Source organism: Vibrio sp. K4, assembly GCF_051122595.1.
In the GTDB taxonomy this organism is placed as follows: Bacteria; Pseudomonadota; Gammaproteobacteria; order Enterobacterales; family Vibrionaceae; genus Vibrio; species Vibrio owensii.
This window is the reverse complement of record NZ_CP178578.1, coordinates 341,068-359,709: the sequence shown is the minus strand read 5'-3', so window position 1 is coordinate 359,709 and position 18,642 is coordinate 341,068. Positions and strand designations below refer to the sequence as shown.

The window sequence follows — 18,642 nt, the reverse complement described above, 5'->3', positions numbered from 1 at the left end:
AAGGACGAGAAAATTCGTTTTGGGGTTTGACCTCAAGCGTGGTTGAGGTTTTATTGTGTCGGCCATTGCGAAGAAACATCGATTTAGGATCAGAATGAACAACACAGATTTAAAGGCTTACTTAAACAAGATTGGCGTAACGCAGCAATTGGACGTCAGCGTTGATACCCTCTTTACGCTGCATAACGCGCAGCATCGTCGTTTGCCATTTGAGAACTTTGATATCGCATTGGGCAAAGGCATTTCGACGTCTGAACAAGACATCATCGAAAAGTTGGTTTACCACGAGCGCGGTGGCTACTGTTTTGAGTTGAATGGTCTGCTGCTAAGAGTGCTACAACAGGTTGGCTTTGAAGCAAGACCACTTTTAGGCCGCGTACACTTATCTGGCACTCCTTCAGGCAGAACGCATCAGTTCACTTTGGTGACGTTTGGGGATGAAAAGTGGATTGTCGATGCAGGTTTTGGCTCAAACACACCACGCGCACCGCTGCCTTTTGTGACTAATCAACCTATTCATACTGACCTGCAAACGTTCCGTTTTGTTGAAGATGTGCGTGTTGGCTACATGCTACAAATTCAGTCTTATGATGATGCAAACCAGTGGATTGATATGTACAGCTTGGACTTTGAACATGTGTTTGATGGCGACATTGTGTGTGGAAATCACTATGCGTCAACGTCACCTCATTCGCGCTTTACGTCCAGTCGTGTTGCCACGCTAGCGACCGAGTTTGGAATCATCACGTTGGCGAACCACACGTTAAAGCACCGCTTGAATAATGAAGTGATTGAGCAAGAACTGGCAGAAGGGCAAAGCTACCTATCAGCGCTGAAAGAGCACTTTGGTATTGAGCTGAATGCCGAGTATCAAGACCTGAAACCACTGCCTAAGCTATAACCATTCTGAATGACTTAACCATTGATGCTTGGCGAAAAATATAGTGAGCATCAATGGGTTTAAATTGGTCTACTCCAAGCTGTTTATTGGTTTAAGTTATTGATTAAAAAGAGTGTGAACGAAGGTCACAGATCAGAACGGCTTACGATAAGTTGTAAGAAAGTCGCAACCTAATTGTCATTTTTTCTACCTAAGCTCCTCGCCCGATTTCAAAATTATTACTCTTTTATCGGGATGAGAAAAATGAAACGCAGTACATTGACCGTACTCTCCGGTCTGATTGCCGCTGCTTTAGTTGGCTGTAATTCAGACTCTTCTAGCAGTGACACCCCAGAACTCGAAGCGCCAGTCCAAGTGGCCTTTATGCCAGATATCCACTTCCACGATGTGTATGGTGATTTCCAAGACGGCTCTTTCCAAGGTTTGTATACCAACTCAAGCGGTAAGTACGCGACGATTCGTACCATGCAATCGCAGATGGAATCGACTCGTCTGTTCAATGAAAACTACTTCGCAATGATCGCGGCTTTGGATGACGTGGTAGAGCGCGGCATTAAGTATGTTGCGCTACCGGGCGATTTTAGTGATGACGGCCAGCCTGTGCACATGCGTGGTTTGGTCAAAATCTTCGACCACTATCGTGAAACATATGGACTTGAGTTTTTCGCAGCGCCGGGTAACCACGATCCGGGCAAGCCATTTACCGTCGCCGCGGGCAAATCGGATTACCTTGGTGAAGACGGCAAGAAACAACGCATTTTCAGCCGTGGTAAAGATGAGTGTGTTGATTACGAAGGCGAATGGGGCACGATTCCGGGTGAAGATGGCAACCTAGACACCATCTGTACGGAAGAAGTGAAAGAGTGGGGCTACAAGGAGATCATGGATATCCTTGGCACGCACGGTTTCTACCCACAAGAAGAGTACCTGTACTTCGAAACGCCTTACAGCAGCGATGAAGCCCGCAACAACTACTCGTACGAACTTGCTTCAGAAGAAGCGACTTACGACAAGCGTATGTTTGAGATTTGCCATCAAGGGACGGGCGGTGAGTACAAACAAGATGGTTACACCAACTGTGCGGTGGTGCCAGATACCAGCTACTTGGTAGAGCCAGTGAAAGGTTTGTGGTTGTTGGCCATCGACGCGAACGTCTACAAACCAAAAGACACCTTGCCAGATGGTTCGGTCAATGGTGAGGATTTTGATGGCTCTAGCAGCGCAGGCTACAACATGATGTTGACCCACAAGCAACACGTTATCGAGTGGATCACCGATGTGGTGAAAGCGGCGAAAGAGCAGAATAAAACCTTGGTGTCATTCAGCCATTTTCCAATGACCGATTTCTACAACGGTGCTTCAGAAGACATCGAAGACCTGTTTGGTGAAGGCAGTCATCAACTTTCTCGCGAACCAAACGACGACACCAGCAAAGCACTGGCTGCGACGGGTTTGAGCATTCACGTTGGTGGCCACATGCACTTCAATGATACTGGTAAGAAGAGCTATGTGATTGACGGTGTGCAACACACGTTGTTCAACATTCAGGCGCCTTCTCTGGCGGGGTACATTCCGGCTTACAAACTTCTGAACATTCGTCCTGATCACCAAGTGGAAGTAGAAACGGTCGTGATCGACAAAGTGGCTGGCTACAACGAATTGTTTGAGCACTATGCACGTGAGCATGAGCATCTGACTGAACAAGCGGGTGATGATGAAACTGCAAAGGCGAGCATCTGGAACAAAGAGATTCTTGAAGCTGACAGTTACTACGCCCTGACAGATTGGCACATTCGAGAGTTGACTCGCCTGCGCTTCTTACCGAGTGATTGGCCTTTAGAAATGCGTGAAATGATCATGCACATGGATGGCGACGACATGCTGATAATGTCTCAGCTTTCGACGGAATTTACCGTGTGCCAGCTAGCGAAAGAGCTTGGCTATGACATCGTCAACTGTAACGAGAACGCTGTTGTTGATTACGAACAGTTCCAGAAAGACTGGCAAGCCGCGTCGCAACAAGCAGAAGCCATTGCTCAAGAAGGCGGCTTTACGTTGACCGATTTTGCTGAATGGAATGGTGAAGAGCTAGCAACGGATTTTTACCGTCTTCGCAATGCCGATGAGTTAGCGTTCCGTGACATTGAAGAAGTGCAATTGCTGCAATATGAGCTGTTAAGTCGAGAGCTGTCTGAGTTTGCTGGTACGGTCGATTCTGAGCTTGGTGACTTGGGTGAATACTCGGTTGGCGAAGTGTTCCGCTCACGCTTTGGTAGCCTGTTTGTGATTCTTGAGAAGTTCGCGACCGGACAAGCGAGTGATCATTTCCTGATTGATACCGAGCAGCAAACGCTGATTGATCTTAAAGGCGAAGTGAAGCGCGATATTCTCAAAAGCGAATAACACCCTTATCTAAAAATGGAAAGCGCAGCTCAGTCTGCGCTTTTTTATTTGCGCTGTCTCTCAGTAAGTGGCTTTTCAAAGGTTTACCTTTAACCAAGAGAAATAAATGAGGTAAATCATGCGCTTTGAATACATACTTGATGATGAAGTCACCCAAGAACTCGACGCAAAGCTAAGAAGTTTGCTCTCCACTTGCTTCACCAAGGAGCAAGACAAAATCTTCCGAACTCAACGATACTTCAATGAAATGCCTCGCCACCGTTACCTCATTTGGGACGGAGACACCCTTGCGGCCCATGTTGCGGTTCATGAAAAACAAGTGATGATTGATGACCAATCCTTTCCAATAAGTGGTATTGCCGAAGTGTGTGTGCAGCCCGATTCACGGGGAAAAGGGTTGGTGAAGTTACTGCTTAAGGCGGTACATCAAGATGCTTTGGAGCGAGGCGATGCGTTCTCGATATTGTTTGGCCGTACCCATGTCTACCAGTCCAGCGGCTATCAACCGATCAACAACTTACACATGAAAGTTCAGTCCAATAAATGGGTTAGCACGAGCGACACTATGGTGTGTTCGCTGAACATCATTTGGCCACAACAGACGGTCCATTTAGTCGGCTATCCTTTTTAAACAGGTTTTCTCCACATGAAACTTTGTGTGAGAATACGCAATACATAGAATTCCACAGGAACCACATTCATGGCGAATTGGGAAGGCGTGAGCGAGTTTGTCGCTGTCGCAGAAACCAACAGCTTCACGGGCGCAGCCAACAAGTTGAAAACATCGGTGGCGCAAATCAGCCGCCGCGTGTCAGCGTTGGAAGAGCGTTTAGCGGTTAAGTTGCTGCACCGTACCACACGAAAAGTCTCTCTAACCGAGGCTGGGCAACTCTATTACCAGCAGTGTAAACACCTTGTTGAGGGCTTGGAGTTGGCCGAATTGGCGGTAACGCAAATGCAAGCAGAACCGAAAGGCTTGCTCAAAGTGACCGCTCCTGTGACTTACGGTGAGATGAACTTAGCGCCGTTGTTGCACCAGTTTATTGAGAAATACCCGCAGGTAAATCTGGATTTGAATCTGACCAACCAAAAGTTAGATTTGATTGAGCAAGGCGTCGATGTGGCGATTCGTCTTGGACGTTTGCAAGACTCCAGTTTGATTGCCAAGCGCTTGTCATCTCGACAGCTTTACGTGTGCGCTAGCCCTGCGTACTTAGATCGCTCTGGCGAGCCGCATACCTTGTCTGAGCTGAGCCATCACCAATGTTTGGTTGGTACCGCCGATTATTGGCACTTTAAAGAGCAAAAGCGTGAGAAGTCTTTGCGTGTTTCTGGCCGAATCAAATGCAACAGTGGCTTTGCGTTGGTCGATGCGGCAAAACGTGGTTTAGGTTTGGTGCAACTGCCGGACTACTACGTGCAAGAGGCGCTAGACAATGGCGAGCTGGTAGAAGTGTTAACCGATTACCGAGACGATCGTGAAGGTATTTGGGCGCTGTACCCACAAAACCGAAACCTGTCGCCAAAAGTGCGCTTACTGATTGATTTCTTGGCTGAAAACATGAGCTAAGAAAGGTGTCCCCAGCACTTTGCTTATCAGGGGTTATTGATTCGCAAAGGCGGGGACTTGCAGGATGCTGCTTAGTTATTAAAGATGTCGTTCAATTTGTAAAACACGCTAGGCTGGTAGTACTTGAAGTGTGCTGTCAATTGACCTTCTTTTATCTCAGAAAAAGTACTTTCGACGCCATACGTAAGTTCCTCACTCATCCTTAGAAAATCGAGAGGCATATCTTTATCTTCAGCACTATTCATCACGACGGCTTGGTGACGAGTTTGGGCGTGAATATGATCAAAGCTATGCGCTTTGTGTTTTTCCCAGTAAATATTGTCGCGGTAATAAGTTACGAGGGAGAAGTCTTCTACATCGATAACTCTTTGTGTAATAGCTGTTCTGTGTTTTAAATCAATACCAACGCGACTAATATTTAAAAGTTCGTTATTAAATATCAGAGTAATATCTGCGGTTTGACTACTAGTATCGGTCTTTTCTTGATAATAAACGGAAAATGTTTCATCAGATTCAGACCAGCGACATTCCATCTCATAGTGAAAACCAGATATTTCATTCAAATGATAGTCTGATTCACAAAGGTCATGTATCTGGTCATAAGTTTTCTGAAAATGGTCGGCGACAGCTTGATACATCGGAACTACAGGTTCAATAGGATTAACAGGTTCTCCGGGTTCTATGGGGTGAACGGGTGTTTCTGGCTCAATGGGATGCACAGGATGTCCAGGTTCAATTGGATGGACAGGCTCACCCGGCTCTATAGGGTGAACCGGAGGCGCGGGTTCGATTGGCTGAACAGGTTTTATTCCAGAATCAATGCCGTTGTCACCATTTGTGTCTGAGGAATTACAAGCAGCCAAAAGTGGCAAGATACTCGCAAGCAAAAGAGTTTTCTTCATATTTCTACCTAGTCATTATAATTTCGTTTTGATGAAAATAAAAACACTCAATTACTATTCCATTATTCTCTTTATTATTTTTTATTTAAAGAGAAGAGTGATTCCTGACATTAAGGTTAATGCCTTTCCTAATATTATTTAAGCCAACTGACGTTTGGATATAAACAGAATAAAAAAGTAAACTTCAGATTTACGATAGATCTATATTCGTATATTGCCTCCTATTTTCTAAAACTGCCTTTATGCATATTCAGTAATCAATGTTTTTTTCAGCCAATCAGTCGCAATACCGTTGGCTCGAATTTCTGATGTGATCATGTCCATTCGGAACAAGAGTCCTTTTTCACCAAGACTAGTCTGGGTGACAACCACTTTATGTGAGTTTTTTCTCGCCAATTCCAATGGGACGATAGCCCAACCGACATCTCTGCTTACAAGCTCTATGCTTGTCTCAATGTCATCAATTCTTACCTTGTTTACTTCTTCTAGATCGAGGAAGCGGTTGTCCAAATTGAATACGCTACTGCGTGTTATTTGAGTCGTGCCTACTAAATCACTTGGTACGACGACTTTATGTTGCAGAGGATTATCTCGTGCACAAATTAAACAGGTTTTCACGTAATCAATGGTTTGATATTGGATTGTACTATCAAAAAAATGTCGCCCAACAATCAGTGCTAGATCGACTTCATCCGCTTCTATCATGGCAACCAAATCTTGAGTTGGCCGCTTATGAAGTACCAATTCCACTTGAGGAAACTGTTGTTGAAACCCAATGATGATTTGTCGCATCTTGTCATCTACTAGCCAGTCATCAATGGCGACCACGACTTTATCCTCAACGCCTTGAGCCAAGTGCTCCGCATGGCGCAAAAACTTACTCTCTGCTGCGAGCATACTTTTGGCATAACCGAGCAAATTTTCGCCTTCTGCGGTGAGCTTTGGTTTATAACCATCGCGTGAGAATAACTCGACCGATAAATCGATCTCTAAATCACTGACGGCATTGCTAATCCAAGATTGCGCTTTACCTTGTTTTCGTGCTGCGGCAGAAAAGGAGCCAAGCTCAGCGGCATTTACAAAGGCTTTTACTTTATCGGTGTTCATACTTGCCTCGTCGTTATGGTGGGTAGATTATCGACAGCTTAACGAGGTTAAAAGATAGACTCTATATGGATTTGTTATAATGACTGGGGTGGAGTTTTTAGAGGGAAGAAGTGAGGTTGGCAGTAATTTATTGATATTTATAGGATATAAAAATAAACGCTGAGCTTTCGACCAAAAAACTCAGCATTATCTATAGTAAAAGTAATATAAAGTTACATTTACTACTCGTTTAGTTCTGCATCTTCGCGCTTGATGACCTTGTGGCCATCTTCTGATACGCCTTGTTTCCAGTAACTGCTGAGGTAAAGGTTTTCACGCTCCACTTCTTTTTCGTTACGGAAGTATTGGCGTAGCGCACGCATCGAGTCGAACTCACAAGCACACCACACTGCTGCTTCACCTGCTTTCCATTCTAGCGAGCGAACCTTATCTTCGAGTGATTGCTCGGTGATCCAATGGATTTCCATACCTGCTGGTGCTTCGAGAGCTTGGATATCCGCTTCAGAGATCACACTGATCACCGCATAACCTGTTGCGTCCTCTGGCAGAGTAAGAATCTTTGCAGACAGCGCAGGCAGTGCAGTCATGTCCGCCGCCATAAAGAACCAATCAGCTTCTGTATTTAGGTTCGAGATGCTGCCTGGGCCTGCGATGTTAATGGTGTCGCCTTCTTTGGCAGACATTGCCCAACGCGCGGCAAAGCCACATTGTAGGTCTTTGGTGATGTGACGTACGAAGTCGACTTCAATCGTACATGCTTGCGGATCGAAGCGACGAATGGTGTAGGTACGCATGACAGGGCGGTTGTCTTCTGAGAAGCCTTGAATATCGGTGCCGCCGGTTTCGTTGAACAACAGCTTGATGTAGCTGCCTTCGCAATCTTGTGGGAAGTTGCCCAGCGCGTCACCTTGCAGGGTAATGCGCTGCATGTTTGGTGTTACGGCTTGTGTGTTGATGACAACGAGGCTTTTTGGTTGTGGTTTCTTTTTCATTTTAATTCACATTTCACTACGTTTGATAACTATTCTCTTTCTCATCTAAGATTAACAGCATCTCAATAAGGCAGATAGTGTCTTTATCTAAATTTACACTCTGATCTGAGAATCGGCGATTTAATTTCGGTACGCCTCGCTCAAATGAACACTTCGTTGTCCCGCTTTATAAGATAGTGACGGGACAATAAAAAAGGGCACCGAAGTGCCCTTGAGAGAAGAATGGAGCTTGTTTACTGCGTTTGTTCTAACAAATGCGTCTTCAGGAATCGGTCCATCGCTTGGTAACCATCAAGACGGTTTTCTAGTGAACGGAAGCCGTGACCTTCGTTCTCCTTAACGATGTACTCCACCTCAACGCCGCGGTCGCGCAGAGCATTAACGATTTGGTCAGACTCACTCTTCACCACTCGTGGATCTTTCGCGCCTTGCAGAACCAACAGTGGTGCTTTGATTTGGTCTACGTGGAACACCGGTGAGTAAGCTTTCATCATCTTCGCGTCTTCTGGATCTTCCGGGTTGCCCACTTGCTCATGCAGCATGGCTAGGAAAGGTGCCCAGTATGGTGGAATAGAATCCATGAAGGTGAACAGGTTAGACACGCCAACGTAGTCGATGCCACATTTGTACAGGTCTGGCGTAAACGTCACACCAGCCAATGTCGCGTAACCACCGTAAGATGCGCCGTAGATACACACTTCGCCATCTTGTGCGTAACCTTGGTCAATCGCCCATTTTACGCCGTCCGTGATGTCGTCTTGCATCGACTGACCCCATTGCTTGAACGACTTCTCCCAAAACTCACGGCCATAACCTGTTGAGCCACGGAAGTTCATCTGCAGTACTGCGATACCACGATTGGCAAACAGCTGAACTTCTGGTTGGAAGCCCCAATGGTCGCGTGCCCAAGGACCGCCGTGTGGCAATACCAATAGTGGTAAATCTTTTGCTTCACGACCTTTTGGCAGCGTCAGATAACCATGAATGGTTAACCCATCACGAGCGGTATAAGTGATTGGCTTCATCTCCGCCATGTCTTCTGGTTTATGCCAAGGTGCGTTTGCAGCTAACTTTTCAAGTTGGTCTGAATCGCGATCGTAGTAGTAGTAATTTGGACGGTCGGTGTCGCTGTAGGTCACGACAATCATTTTTCTCTCGTCGCGAGTCGTGTTGTTCACCGAGATTTCAACGCCCGGAAGCTTTTCTTGCAGACGCTCAAAAGTCTCTTCATAACCTTTATCAAGGAAGTGGTACTGACGTTTGTCCGTTACATAAGAGATCGTCGTGAGCTTGTTCAGTGCGTTTGAGTAGCTTGCATTCGTCACGTCCACTTCTGGATGAGAGAAGATCTCGCGCACTTCTTTGTTTGCTTTCACATCGTATTCAATGATCGCGGATTTATCACGGGTAATACGAGAAGCAACGTACAAGTTCTTGTTGTCTGGTGTGAACGAGATTGGCGAGAAGTCTTCTTTGAAGGTGAGGTTCTTCAGTGGACGGAACTCCTCATCCACAGTGTCACGATAGAGGACTGCGGTGTTTACGCCGTCTGAAGTCGAAATCACACGAATGTTACCATCGTGGTCCGTACCCCAGTAACGCACGTTGCCTGGGTTTTGTGCAACCAGCGTGTTTTCACCGGTTTTCAAGTTATGACGATAAACATCAAACACTTGTCGGTTACGTTCGTTAGTCGTGATAAGAATGTCGTCAGGCTGGCTTTCTAAGGTGTCGATAACATAAGCCACGACCCCGGATGTTGGTGTGATGGTTTTCTCTTCGCCCGTTTTTACGTTCACCGTAACGAGGTAGAAGTTTTCATCACCACCCGTATCGCGAGAGTAGATGATGGTGTCATCGCCAACCCAGTAGTAGTAAGCGATGTCGCGATCGGCAATGGATGTGATGCGCTTGACTTGATCGGCTTTGCCCACGGGATGAACAAAGACGTTTTTACGATCTTGCCACGGTTTCATCATCGAAATGTAATCGCCAGCTGGGGAGATTTGGTAGCTCGATACTTCTGAATTACGGAAGAAATATTCCACCGGATATTCTGGCGGAATGACCTCTGCGGTTGTGGTGGTCGAGGTTTGGCTACAACCCGAAACGAGTAAGCCAAAAGCGGTAGCAAGAATGAGCTTGCGAGTACGCATTGTGTAACGCTCCTTGTGTGACAGACCTGTCAGCATCGTGCTTGTCGGTCAGAGTGAATCGATTGTCGCGGCAAAATACAGCGCCGTGACAAAGCAGTGACGAAGTGCGCCTAATCGCTAAACTAGCTTCAGGCGGATGCTTATTAAGTTTTCATGTTTTAGTCACTGCTGTTGCTACTATGACCCAATCCATCCGTGGAAGTGGCGATTATTTGTACTTACCGAACAAAGGACTAGCCAAAACTTGGCATAAGTCACACTTATCTTTCATTGTTTTGTCATTTATATCATTGGGATAGTCGACAAAAGCAGAAGCGCCGCCATGCCATAGTTGAAGCCTTTTACGCGTTTAGACGTGGTCAACCAACGTTGAAGTTGCATGCCTGCCGCCGTCCAAAAAGTCACAGAGGGCAGGTTCGCTAAGCAGAAGATGCCGGCGATAAAAGCCAGTTCTAGCCAAGATCCGCCACTGCTGTATACGGTGATGGCGGTGAGTGCCATTGACCAGCCTTTAGGGTTCACCCATTGAAACGCCACTGCACCTAAAAAGCTCATTGGTCGGTAATCATCTTTGACTTCCGTCTTGCTGCTGGTTGCGATCTTGTATGTGAGGTACAACAAGTAAGTCAGGCTCATTACCTTAAGGACGCTATGCGTGATCGGATACGCATGAATCAAGCTCATAAGACCAATGCCAACCAAAATCAGCATCGCGGCGAAACCCAGCGTGATGCCCAACATGTGTGGGATAGTGCGCTTAAAGCCGACGTTAGCACCAGACGTCATAAGCATGATGTTGTTCGGGCCCGGTGTGAAGGTCGAGACAAACGCAAACAGTGCCAACGCACCAAGTTGATGGTATTCCATAATGTGTTCCTGCATTTCTGTTTTGCCTGCACATAAGCGGGCAAGGGATTACGTTTTCTGACCGGTCGAGAACAATGATAGGTAGAAGCGCCATCAATTTTGTGCTTTTATTTGACGAATACTCACTCGCTAAACAACAAAAGAGCATCATGGATAGATTTGACGAAAGAATATTGCAAACGCTGAAGTCAGACGGAAGAATCTCCAATGTGGAGCTGTCTGAACGAGTTGGATTATCGCCATCCGCGACCTTGCGTCGAGTGCAAGATTTGGAGCGAAAAGGCGTGATTAAAGGTTATCGAGCCGTGCTGGACAATCAGCAAATGGGCGTCGGTTTTGTCGCTTATGTGTCGATAGGCTTGGCATCGCATTCCAAACACGCACAACTAGGCTTTGAAGATCACGTTCGATTTGTCGACCAAGTTGTCGAGTGCCACAACATTACGGGTTCTAACGAGTATCTATTAAGAGTCGAAACTCAAGACCTTGCGGCGTACAAAGCGTTTCATGCCGATGTTCTTGGTGAATGTGAACACGTTAAAGCCATTACAACCATGGTGGTGATGGACACGCCAAAAGACGAGCGTTAATCCTTCTCCCTCGATTTTGTAGCACATCAATTTGAAGTGACTCGAAAGAGTCAGTCGAGTATGAGCATAGTCCACATAAAATGCTGGAAAGCAGTCTGCAATCTGACAATTCCAGCATTTATTCTCACCTTCTAAATAATCGCATCCTGCTAGTTTTTCTACGTCGCTGCCCGGTTCGCGAGCAGCGGGTCAGAAAATTTAAGGATGAATGATGAAATCATACGTAACCCTTCCCATTGCAAGCTTGGGCGCACTTGCGGCTTTAAGCTCTTTTAATGTCAGTGCCCACGGCTGGGTCGAGTTTCCGAGCGCTCGCCAAAACACCTGTTATTTAGACGGCGGTTTTTGGACCAATGAAATTCCAAACCAAGCGTGTCAGGCAGCATATGACGAATCGGGTGCTTACCCCTTCGTACAACGCAGCGAGATTGCTGCAAACGTACCGAACTACCGCGACATGGCACACGTGAAAGCCATTGTGCGTGATGGCGAACTTTGTTCAGCGGGTGATGCTGCTAAGAAAGGTTTGAATATCCCATCGCCAAATTGGCAGCGCACGAATGTAACGCCGGATGCGAACAACCAGATCGAATTGGTGTTCTTTGGCAAAGCGCCGCATAACCCGTCTTACTGGGAGTTTTATCTTTCTAAACCTACTTATGACGATACTCAACCACTGACTTGGGACGATTTAGAGCTGATTGATACTGCTGGCGATGTGTATGTGGATGCAGAAAAGCGCTACCGCATGCAGGTAACCTTCCCTGCAGATCGTTCAGGCGATGCGATTCTCTATACTCGTTGGCAACGTATTGATGTGGCAGGTGAGGGTTTCTACAATTGTAGTGACATTACCTTAAACGGCAATGGTACAACGCCTCCTACCGATTCAGTTGACCCAACGGATCCAGCAAACAACCTGACCGCTCTGGGCTACTTTGTCCCTCAAGGCTTTGGTCCGGTAGAAGCTGGAGACACGGTACGATTCCGCACGTTTAATGCAACAGGCAGCGAGATCGTCGATCTGTCACTAGCAATCAGTGCAAACAACACAACAACGTGGGCCGCGGAGTTAGCCGACCAATTTAATTCTCAGCAAACGGGCGATTGGTACGTTGGTATTTGGCACGAAGCAATGAACCACTACATGTTTGATACCAACAACATCTACGCAAACCAAGTGTTGGCTCCGAACGCTAACTTTAGCTACGCGTTGTCATTGATTAAAGGTGATACCACGCCACCAGTTGAGCCGACCAACCTTTGGAGCAAAGATGCAGTGTACAACCAAGGTGATGTCGTGACGCACAATGGTCGTGAATGGACTGCGCAGTGGTGGACAACTGGCGAAGAGCCGGGAACCACAGGTGAATGGGGTGTTTGGCGTTAAGTTTCACTCGTTTCAAATACGCAAAACCCTTCTCAATTGAGAAGGGTTTTCTGTTTTAATTCAGGCTGTTTTCGCTTTGCCAAGGTTGCCAATTCATCATCGCATGGCTGGCTAATTTGAGCATCGGAATATCTTCGTGGGTGTCGCCGTAAGCATAAATCGTTGCGTATTGGCTCAAGTCGAAAGCTCGTTGAACACGCTCGACCTTTCTTTCCAAACTGCAATCGCCACTTTGGTAACGACCACTAATGTATTTGCTTTCGCTGAGTAACTCACTACAAAGTAATTGGTAGCCGTGCGTTTGGCTCCATGGTTTTAAGTAGGCGTTAAGTGACGCTGAGACCACGACTATGGTGTCGCCTCGCGCTTGGTGCCATTCCAGTTTCGCTCGGGCTTCTGGGCGAATGTGTTTTGTAATCACCTCTTTTGCAAACTGGGCTCCTAACGCTTCAACTTCTTGCGTTCGTCTTCCTGCAAAGGCGATGAAACTAGCGATAGGGCGCATTCGCTTAGCAGGAATGACGCCTGCCTTGTAGAGCGCATAGAACGGCAGAATCACAATGTTTCCGACCCACTTGCGCAGGCCAAAAACAGAATAGTGGAGGAAGGCGCTAAACATATCCTCATCGGTGATGGTGCCATCAAAATCAAACAGTGCGAGAGAGGGCTTTTGGCTATCTGACAATCCGCTGCCTTATGGTTTAGTGTGCGTGTCCGTGAGAGAAGTTTATCACCATCACGCCCGCTGCGATAAGTGCCATGCCAATCCAAAGGCTAGTATCCATGTGTTGGCGGTAAACCAATTGTGAGATTAAAGTCACCGATACAATTGCCAAACCTGCCCAAAGGGCGTGAACAATGCCAACTGGCATGCCGCCTTTCATCGCCTGCGCCAAACAGACAAAAGCAGCTAAGTGGCCAACTAGTACAAGGGTTGCAGGCAGCGGTTTGCTAAAGCCATCAGTGGCTTTAAGTGCAACGTGTGAAAGGGCTTCTGCGCCCACGCCTAAAAGTAAGAAAAACCAGCTCATTGTTATCGTTCGTCATCGGTTAATTTGGAATGGGGCTAGTATATTGATGTCGAATAAAATGATAATCCCATAAAAATTCAAATGACTTTTACTTGGTTGTAATAATAAGCCCGTCTTACATACGCTTACATCAACTCGTTGCCGCAATCGTTACACTGCCGCCGTCTTGGAAAAGGAGCGTGTACAGATGCATAAAGCAATAGCGAGTATTGCGGTGATGTTTGCACTGAGTGGCTGTGGTGGCGAAGGAATAACGACAGACTCTGTGCCTAAGTTTAAAGATCACAGAGCGAACTATGAGGTAGACGGTATCGATCTGCTGCATCGTTCGATTACCGACACCATCAGCGATGACTTGCTGGGCTTTGAGGCCGAGAACTTGTCTCGCAAAGTGACTTACACGCTCGATAGACTCTCATTAAACATTTTGCGTGACTTTAATGTGAGTACCCTCGCGGAGTTGGAAGCTCTAGTCCCTAATGTTGGTGACAACAAAACCTCTCTGATTTTTGAGTTTCACTTGATGCGCCTAACACCTGAAATGGTGATGGTCAGCTCATCAAATGAGATTGAACACTTCTTTTATGAAGCGGACATCATCGAAACCCGTTTTGGTATCTCAACCTACAAATTCACCGAAGCACCGACGCGTGTTGACATGGTGGTGTATCCAGAAGGCATTGCGATTGAGGCATTCAACCAAGGTTATCAAGCTGAATATGATGCAAGCAAAGGCACGTATAAGGTGCGTTTGCAGTACGACGAGAATGGTGAAAAAAGCCAATATGATGAGCTGATAGTGGACTTGAACAGTGATCAAGTTCGGCTGGAGATAGGCACAACGACGATGGAAGGGCTAGAAGTCAAAGACACCGTTGAGCAAAGCCATCGATTCGAATACAACCGCAAACAGAACACACTCTCACGTCAATAACACGTTTTTATCTATGAACATTGAAGTGATGACTAGGTTCATTTCTGAGTAACGGTTGGGAGACTGGCTCGGAGTCATGACTTCAATTTCTTTTGCGCCTCACCTAGACCCTTTATTGCGCACATGGGGAAAGTTAGGGTTTCTTTCCCCCGTTTTTCTTTACCTGCTCACCGGAATAACAACAAAGTCGACAATCTAGCGGTAGAAAACCGCCAACCAAATTGTCTCTTGTTCTGGGGCTGTCCAACTGACGCGATGCTTTGTATGCGCCGGAATGTTGATGTGGTCACCGGCTTCTAAACGTTTTACAGATCCATCTTCATAAGTCAGTTCACCAGCGCCTTGCAGCACCACCACCCACTCATGTTCTTCTTGATCGTACCATTCGCCCTCTGGCGTGGTTTGGCCCTTTGAGACAATACGCTCGATGCGCAGCTGTTTATGTGTGAGTAAGTCTTCGAACACTTCTTCACTCAGATCACTGGGTAGGTCTTTAAACAGATTCATAGTGCTTCCTAAATAACGATCAGTCCAAATGGTGCGAGCAGTTGTTCTTGCTGCCAGTCGCAGATCTTAACACCGTATAAAGAGACGCGGCGAATGTCCAAGCCTTCTAAGTCGACGTGGGTAAGATCGCTCTCTTCTATATTAAAGCTGCCCCATTGTTCTCGACTGAATTCTCCTCTCGATAAGTCAGAGCCTTTAAAGCTCGCGCCCATCAAATTGGCGCCGTTCCATCGGTTCTCAAACAGGTCGCATTTTTCTAGCAGTGCGCGCTCAAAGTTGGTGTAAGCTAAGTTGCAGCCCGTAATGTAGGCGATACAAAAGAATACGGTATTGCTGACGCGATTAGCGAAGTTGGCACTTTGAAAGTTTGCGCCTTTCAAATCGCATTTGCGCAGTTCGATGCCGACGCAATCCGCACCATTGAACTGAGACATGGCCAACATGCAGTTGCTAAAGCTGGCATCTTTCAGTTTGGCATAACGGAAACTGCAACCTTCTATGTCGCTCGGCTGGATAAAACGGCAGTCAATAAACTTTGCATCACTCAGATCGGCGTGGTCGAAATTGCACTGATAAAAGCGGCTGTTTTCAAAAGTGGTGTTTTGCAAATCGTGATGAGAAAAGTCTTCCTGTTCGAAAGTGAGATCGGTCTTAATCATGGCTTTTTATCTTTTCCTTGTTCGGTTGGAAGCAGACTAACACCCTAAGTGACTGATTTTCCAGAAATATAACTTGTTGTATTTCAGTGGTTTACAAAGGCCGAAAATCGCCAATTTAAGCGGTCAAATTGGCGATTTGAAGTGGGTGTTTTTTGAAAATAACCCGAGCATATCGAGAAAAAAGTTTTGTTGAGCACAGAGGCTCTCAGAGGATGCGGAATGAGAACTGCGACGCACGCTTCTCACACGCACAGTTTGCATTACAGGATTGTGTCCTATTTGCATAATTTGTTGATCAATTTGGCGTTTTTGTATACGGAAAAGCTATATTTTTCACAAATTGATTTCCATCAAAATAGTAGGGTTTCTATATGCTAGATTGCGCGCAGCTCAAGAAAATAGTGATACTCGCGTGCTTCAAGGTTTTGGATTCATTGAGGAACTGCCCGAAAGGGAAGAGCGCAGCTGAGTACAAAAAGAAACAAAGCCCTACAAAAGGAAATAACAATGAAAAAAACAATCTGCAGTTTAGCAGTGGTTGCTGCGTTAGTGTCTCCAAGTGTTTTCGCTCACAGTGAAGGTGACTTCATTTTACGTGTTGGTGCGGCATCCGTTGTACCAAATGACAGCAGTGACAAGATCCTAGGTTCTCAAGAAGAGCTGAAAGTGGATTCCAACACGCAGCTGGGCTTGACGTTCGGTTACATGTTTACCGACAACATCAGCTTAGAAGTCCTTGCTGCAACGCCGTTTAGCCATGATATTTCTACAGATCTACTTGGCCTTGGTGACATTGGTGAGACAAAACACCTACCACCAACAGTGATGGTTCAGTACTACTTTGGTGACTCACAAAGCAAATTCCGCCCATACGTGGGTGCGGGTCTAAACTACACCATCTTCTTTGATGAAGGCTTTAACGGTACGGGTAAGGGGGCTGGCCTTTCTGATCTGAAATTGGATGATTCATTCGGTCTAGCTGCAAACGTTGGTGTGGACTACATGATCAACGATAAATGGTTCCTAAACGCATCGGCGTGGTACGCAAACATTGAAACAGAAGCGACCTACAAAGCGGGTGGCGCGAAACAAAAAACTGACGTTGAAATCAACCCTTGGGTATTCATGATCAGCGGCGGTTACAAGTTCTAAGAAAAAGCAGTAGCAAAAGAACAACAATATTATTGGCATGACTTTTAGGGGCAGTTGCGGGGATTGCCCCTCTTTTTTTTTATTTCATTTTCTCTTCTTCTCATCTCTCCTTTCTCTTCCTATTTCTATGATTTTTCTATTTGTAAACGCATCGATTAAAAAATGAATTTTCTGTTAATTCTCGATTGCTGAGAAAAGCGAAAAATTACTATAGCTAGGTTTTGAAATTGTTCTGATAAATTCGATGACAAGCATTCGGTTAATTATTAATCGAACGTCAAAATAAATATTACAAAATGAAGCTAAGGACTGGCTGACTAAGGAAAATTACTCGTAAAGCGTGGAAATTTTACGCGAGTATTTTTCAGTTTTGCTGTCGTTAGCTGAGAAAAATGTCTTTATTTTTCAATCGATAGACAGGAAGAACTTAAAATGAAAGGAACCACACTCATTGCAGTATTTGCTTCGGCAGTATCATTGTTCTCATACAGTGAGAAAATAAGTGCGGCAGAGAAATTTATTACTATCGGCACGGGTGGTCAAACGGGTGTTTATTACGTGGCAGGCCAATCGATTTGTCGTTTTGTAAACCGTGGTGCGGCAGACCACAGCATTAAATGTAATGCACCAGCCAGTGGTGGTGGCGTGGCAAACGTCAATGGTTTGCGCAGTGGCGAATATAACTTCGGCATCATGCAGTCAGATCACCAATACAAAGCCCTAGAAGGTGTGGCTCCTTTCCAAAATAACCAACCAATGACGGACATTCGTGCCGTTTTCTCACTACAAAGTGAAGTGTTCACCATTCTTGCGCGTAAAGACGCGGGCATCACTAATTTCGACGATTTGAAAGGCAAGCGCGTCAACATTGGTAACCCTGGTTCTGGTCAACGCGATACGTTTGAGCAAGTGATGCAAGCTAAAGGTTGGTCGCAAGATGTGTTCAGCTTGGTATCGGATCTAAAACCTGCTGAACAAGCTTCCGCAATGAGTGACAACAACATCGATGCAATGAGCTACTTTGTTGGCCACCCAAATGGTGCGATTCAAGAAGCCTCAACCACAACGGATGCGGTGTTAGTGCCAGTGACTGGTCCTGAAATCGACAAGCTGCTTGCCGAGCGCGCTTACTTCACCAAAGCAACCATTCCGGGCGGAATGTACCGTGGCAACCCGAACGATACGCAATCTATCGGCGGCAAAGCGGTGCTATCAACCACAGCAGAGACTGATCCAGAGTTGGTGTACCAACTGACGAAATCTGTGTTCGACAACCTAGACCGCTTCAAGCGTCTGCACCCAGCATTTAAAGACCTGAAAGAATCAGAAATGATTGAAGTGGGTCTGTCTGCACCACTGCATGAAGGTGCGGTGCGCTACTACAAAGAGCGCGGCTGGTTGTAAGTAACTCTTAGAACCTTCGATTTTTAGCAAGCGCTGTGATGGGTTCGCAGCGCTTGCTTCTCTGTTGTTTGTGAGAA

The 18,642-nt window shown here is 46.1% G+C and carries 18 protein-coding genes; 9 read left to right on the top strand and 9 right to left on the bottom strand.

Going from position 1 to position 18,642, the window contains the following annotated elements; all coding sequences use genetic code 11:
• Positions 1-94 precede the first annotated feature (94 nt).
• The 4 genes from ACLIIY_RS19165 to ACLIIY_RS19150 all read left to right on the top strand — a co-directional run bounded on the left by ACLIIY_RS19165 (position 95) and on the right by ACLIIY_RS19150 (position 4,874).
• Positions 95-901 (top strand): arylamine N-acetyltransferase family protein, encoded by an 807-nt coding sequence (locus ACLIIY_RS19165; RefSeq protein WP_434529138.1) that lies wholly within the window; start codon positions 95-97, stop codon positions 899-901.
• A gap of 243 nt (positions 902-1,144) precedes the next feature.
• Complete coding sequence (locus tag ACLIIY_RS19160) at positions 1,145-3,304, top strand: metallophosphoesterase (protein ID WP_434529137.1); 2,160 nt, start codon at positions 1,145-1,147, stop codon at positions 3,302-3,304.
• A 118-nt stretch (positions 3,305-3,422) separates the two neighbouring features.
• The gene (locus ACLIIY_RS19155) at positions 3,423-3,935 is read left to right on the top strand and encodes a GNAT family N-acetyltransferase (protein ID WP_061009117.1); all 513 of its coding nucleotides are present in this window, start codon (positions 3,423-3,425) and stop codon (positions 3,933-3,935) included.
• Positions 3,936-4,004: 69 nt separating this feature from the next.
• Positions 4,005-4,874: a LysR family transcriptional regulator gene (locus tag ACLIIY_RS19150; protein WP_005434817.1), complete on the top strand. Its 870-nt coding sequence runs from the start codon at positions 4,005-4,007 to the stop codon at positions 4,872-4,874.
• Between the two features lie 71 nt (positions 4,875-4,945).
• Here the strand turns inward: ACLIIY_RS19150 and ACLIIY_RS19145 are convergent, their stop codons facing one another.
• From ACLIIY_RS19145 to ACLIIY_RS19125, 5 genes are all read right to left on the bottom strand, one after another.
• Positions 4,946-5,776 (bottom strand): hypothetical protein, encoded by an 831-nt coding sequence (locus ACLIIY_RS19145; RefSeq protein ID WP_434529136.1) that lies wholly within the window; start codon positions 5,774-5,776, stop codon positions 4,946-4,948.
• Positions 5,777-6,016: 240 nt separating this feature from the next.
• Positions 6,017-6,883 carry a LysR family transcriptional regulator gene (locus tag ACLIIY_RS19140; protein WP_132698191.1) on the bottom strand — a complete coding sequence of 289 codons (867 nt, stop codon included), beginning with the start codon at positions 6,881-6,883 and terminating at the stop codon, positions 6,017-6,019.
• A gap of 221 nt (positions 6,884-7,104) precedes the next feature.
• Positions 7,105-7,875 (bottom strand): siderophore-interacting protein, encoded by a 771-nt coding sequence (locus tag ACLIIY_RS19135; protein ID WP_434529135.1) that lies wholly within the window; start codon positions 7,873-7,875, stop codon positions 7,105-7,107.
• 233 nt (positions 7,876-8,108) lie between these two features.
• Positions 8,109-10,031 carry a S9 family peptidase gene (locus ACLIIY_RS19130; protein WP_009706785.1) on the bottom strand — a complete coding sequence of 641 codons (1,923 nt, stop codon included), beginning with the start codon at positions 10,029-10,031 and terminating at the stop codon, positions 8,109-8,111.
• A 282-nt stretch (positions 10,032-10,313) separates the two neighbouring features.
• Positions 10,314-10,898, bottom strand: coding sequence for a LysE family translocator (locus ACLIIY_RS19125; protein ID WP_434529134.1), 585 nt, complete (start codon positions 10,896-10,898; stop codon positions 10,314-10,316).
• Positions 10,899-11,047: 149 nt separating this feature from the next.
• On the opposite strand from ACLIIY_RS19125, the gene ACLIIY_RS19120 reads away from it, so the two are divergent.
• Positions 11,048-11,488: an Lrp/AsnC family transcriptional regulator gene (locus ACLIIY_RS19120; RefSeq protein ID WP_434529133.1), complete on the top strand. Its 441-nt coding sequence runs from the start codon at positions 11,048-11,050 to the stop codon at positions 11,486-11,488.
• Positions 11,489-11,699: 211 nt separating this feature from the next.
• Entirely contained in the window at positions 11,700-12,878 is a 1,179-nt protein-coding gene (locus ACLIIY_RS19115) for a lytic polysaccharide monooxygenase (protein WP_434529132.1), read from the top strand.
• Positions 12,879-12,933: 55 nt separating this feature from the next.
• Here ACLIIY_RS19115 and ACLIIY_RS19110 read toward each other — a convergent pair whose 3' ends face one another.
• Together ACLIIY_RS19110 and ACLIIY_RS19105 are read right to left on the bottom strand one after the other, a co-directional pair.
• Positions 12,934-13,563 (bottom strand): HAD family hydrolase, encoded by a 630-nt coding sequence (locus ACLIIY_RS19110; protein ID WP_434529131.1) that lies wholly within the window; start codon positions 13,561-13,563, stop codon positions 12,934-12,936.
• A 16-nt stretch (positions 13,564-13,579) separates the two neighbouring features.
• A complete protein-coding gene (locus ACLIIY_RS19105; RefSeq protein ID WP_005434828.1) occupies positions 13,580-13,909 on the bottom strand; it encodes a DMT family transporter in 330 nt (109 codons plus the stop codon).
• 187 nt (positions 13,910-14,096) lie between these two features.
• Here ACLIIY_RS19105 and ACLIIY_RS19100 point away from each other — a divergent pair, with 187 nt between their 5' ends.
• Entirely contained in the window at positions 14,097-14,843 is a 747-nt protein-coding gene (locus ACLIIY_RS19100) for a hypothetical protein (protein ID WP_078610196.1), read from the top strand.
• A 195-nt stretch (positions 14,844-15,038) separates the two neighbouring features.
• Here ACLIIY_RS19100 and ACLIIY_RS19095 read toward each other — a convergent pair whose 3' ends face one another.
• Together ACLIIY_RS19095 and ACLIIY_RS19090 are read right to left on the bottom strand one after the other, a co-directional pair.
• Positions 15,039-15,350 (bottom strand): cupin domain-containing protein, encoded by a 312-nt coding sequence (locus ACLIIY_RS19095; RefSeq protein ID WP_434529130.1) that lies wholly within the window; start codon positions 15,348-15,350, stop codon positions 15,039-15,041.
• A gap of 8 nt (positions 15,351-15,358) precedes the next feature.
• Positions 15,359-16,009 carry a Qnr family pentapeptide repeat protein gene (locus tag ACLIIY_RS19090; RefSeq protein WP_434529129.1) on the bottom strand — a complete coding sequence of 217 codons (651 nt, stop codon included), beginning with the start codon at positions 16,007-16,009 and terminating at the stop codon, positions 15,359-15,361.
• Positions 16,010-16,516: 507 nt separating this feature from the next.
• Here ACLIIY_RS19090 and ompW point away from each other — a divergent pair.
• Together ompW and ACLIIY_RS19080 are read left to right on the top strand one after the other, a co-directional pair.
• A complete protein-coding gene (gene ompW, locus ACLIIY_RS19085) occupies positions 16,517-17,161 on the top strand; it encodes an outer membrane protein OmpW (protein ID WP_005434835.1) in 645 nt (214 codons plus the stop codon).
• 432 nt (positions 17,162-17,593) lie between these two features.
• Positions 17,594-18,565: a TAXI family TRAP transporter solute-binding subunit gene (locus ACLIIY_RS19080; protein WP_020195112.1), complete on the top strand. Its 972-nt coding sequence runs from the start codon at positions 17,594-17,596 to the stop codon at positions 18,563-18,565.
• Positions 18,566-18,642: the final 77 nt, after the last annotated feature.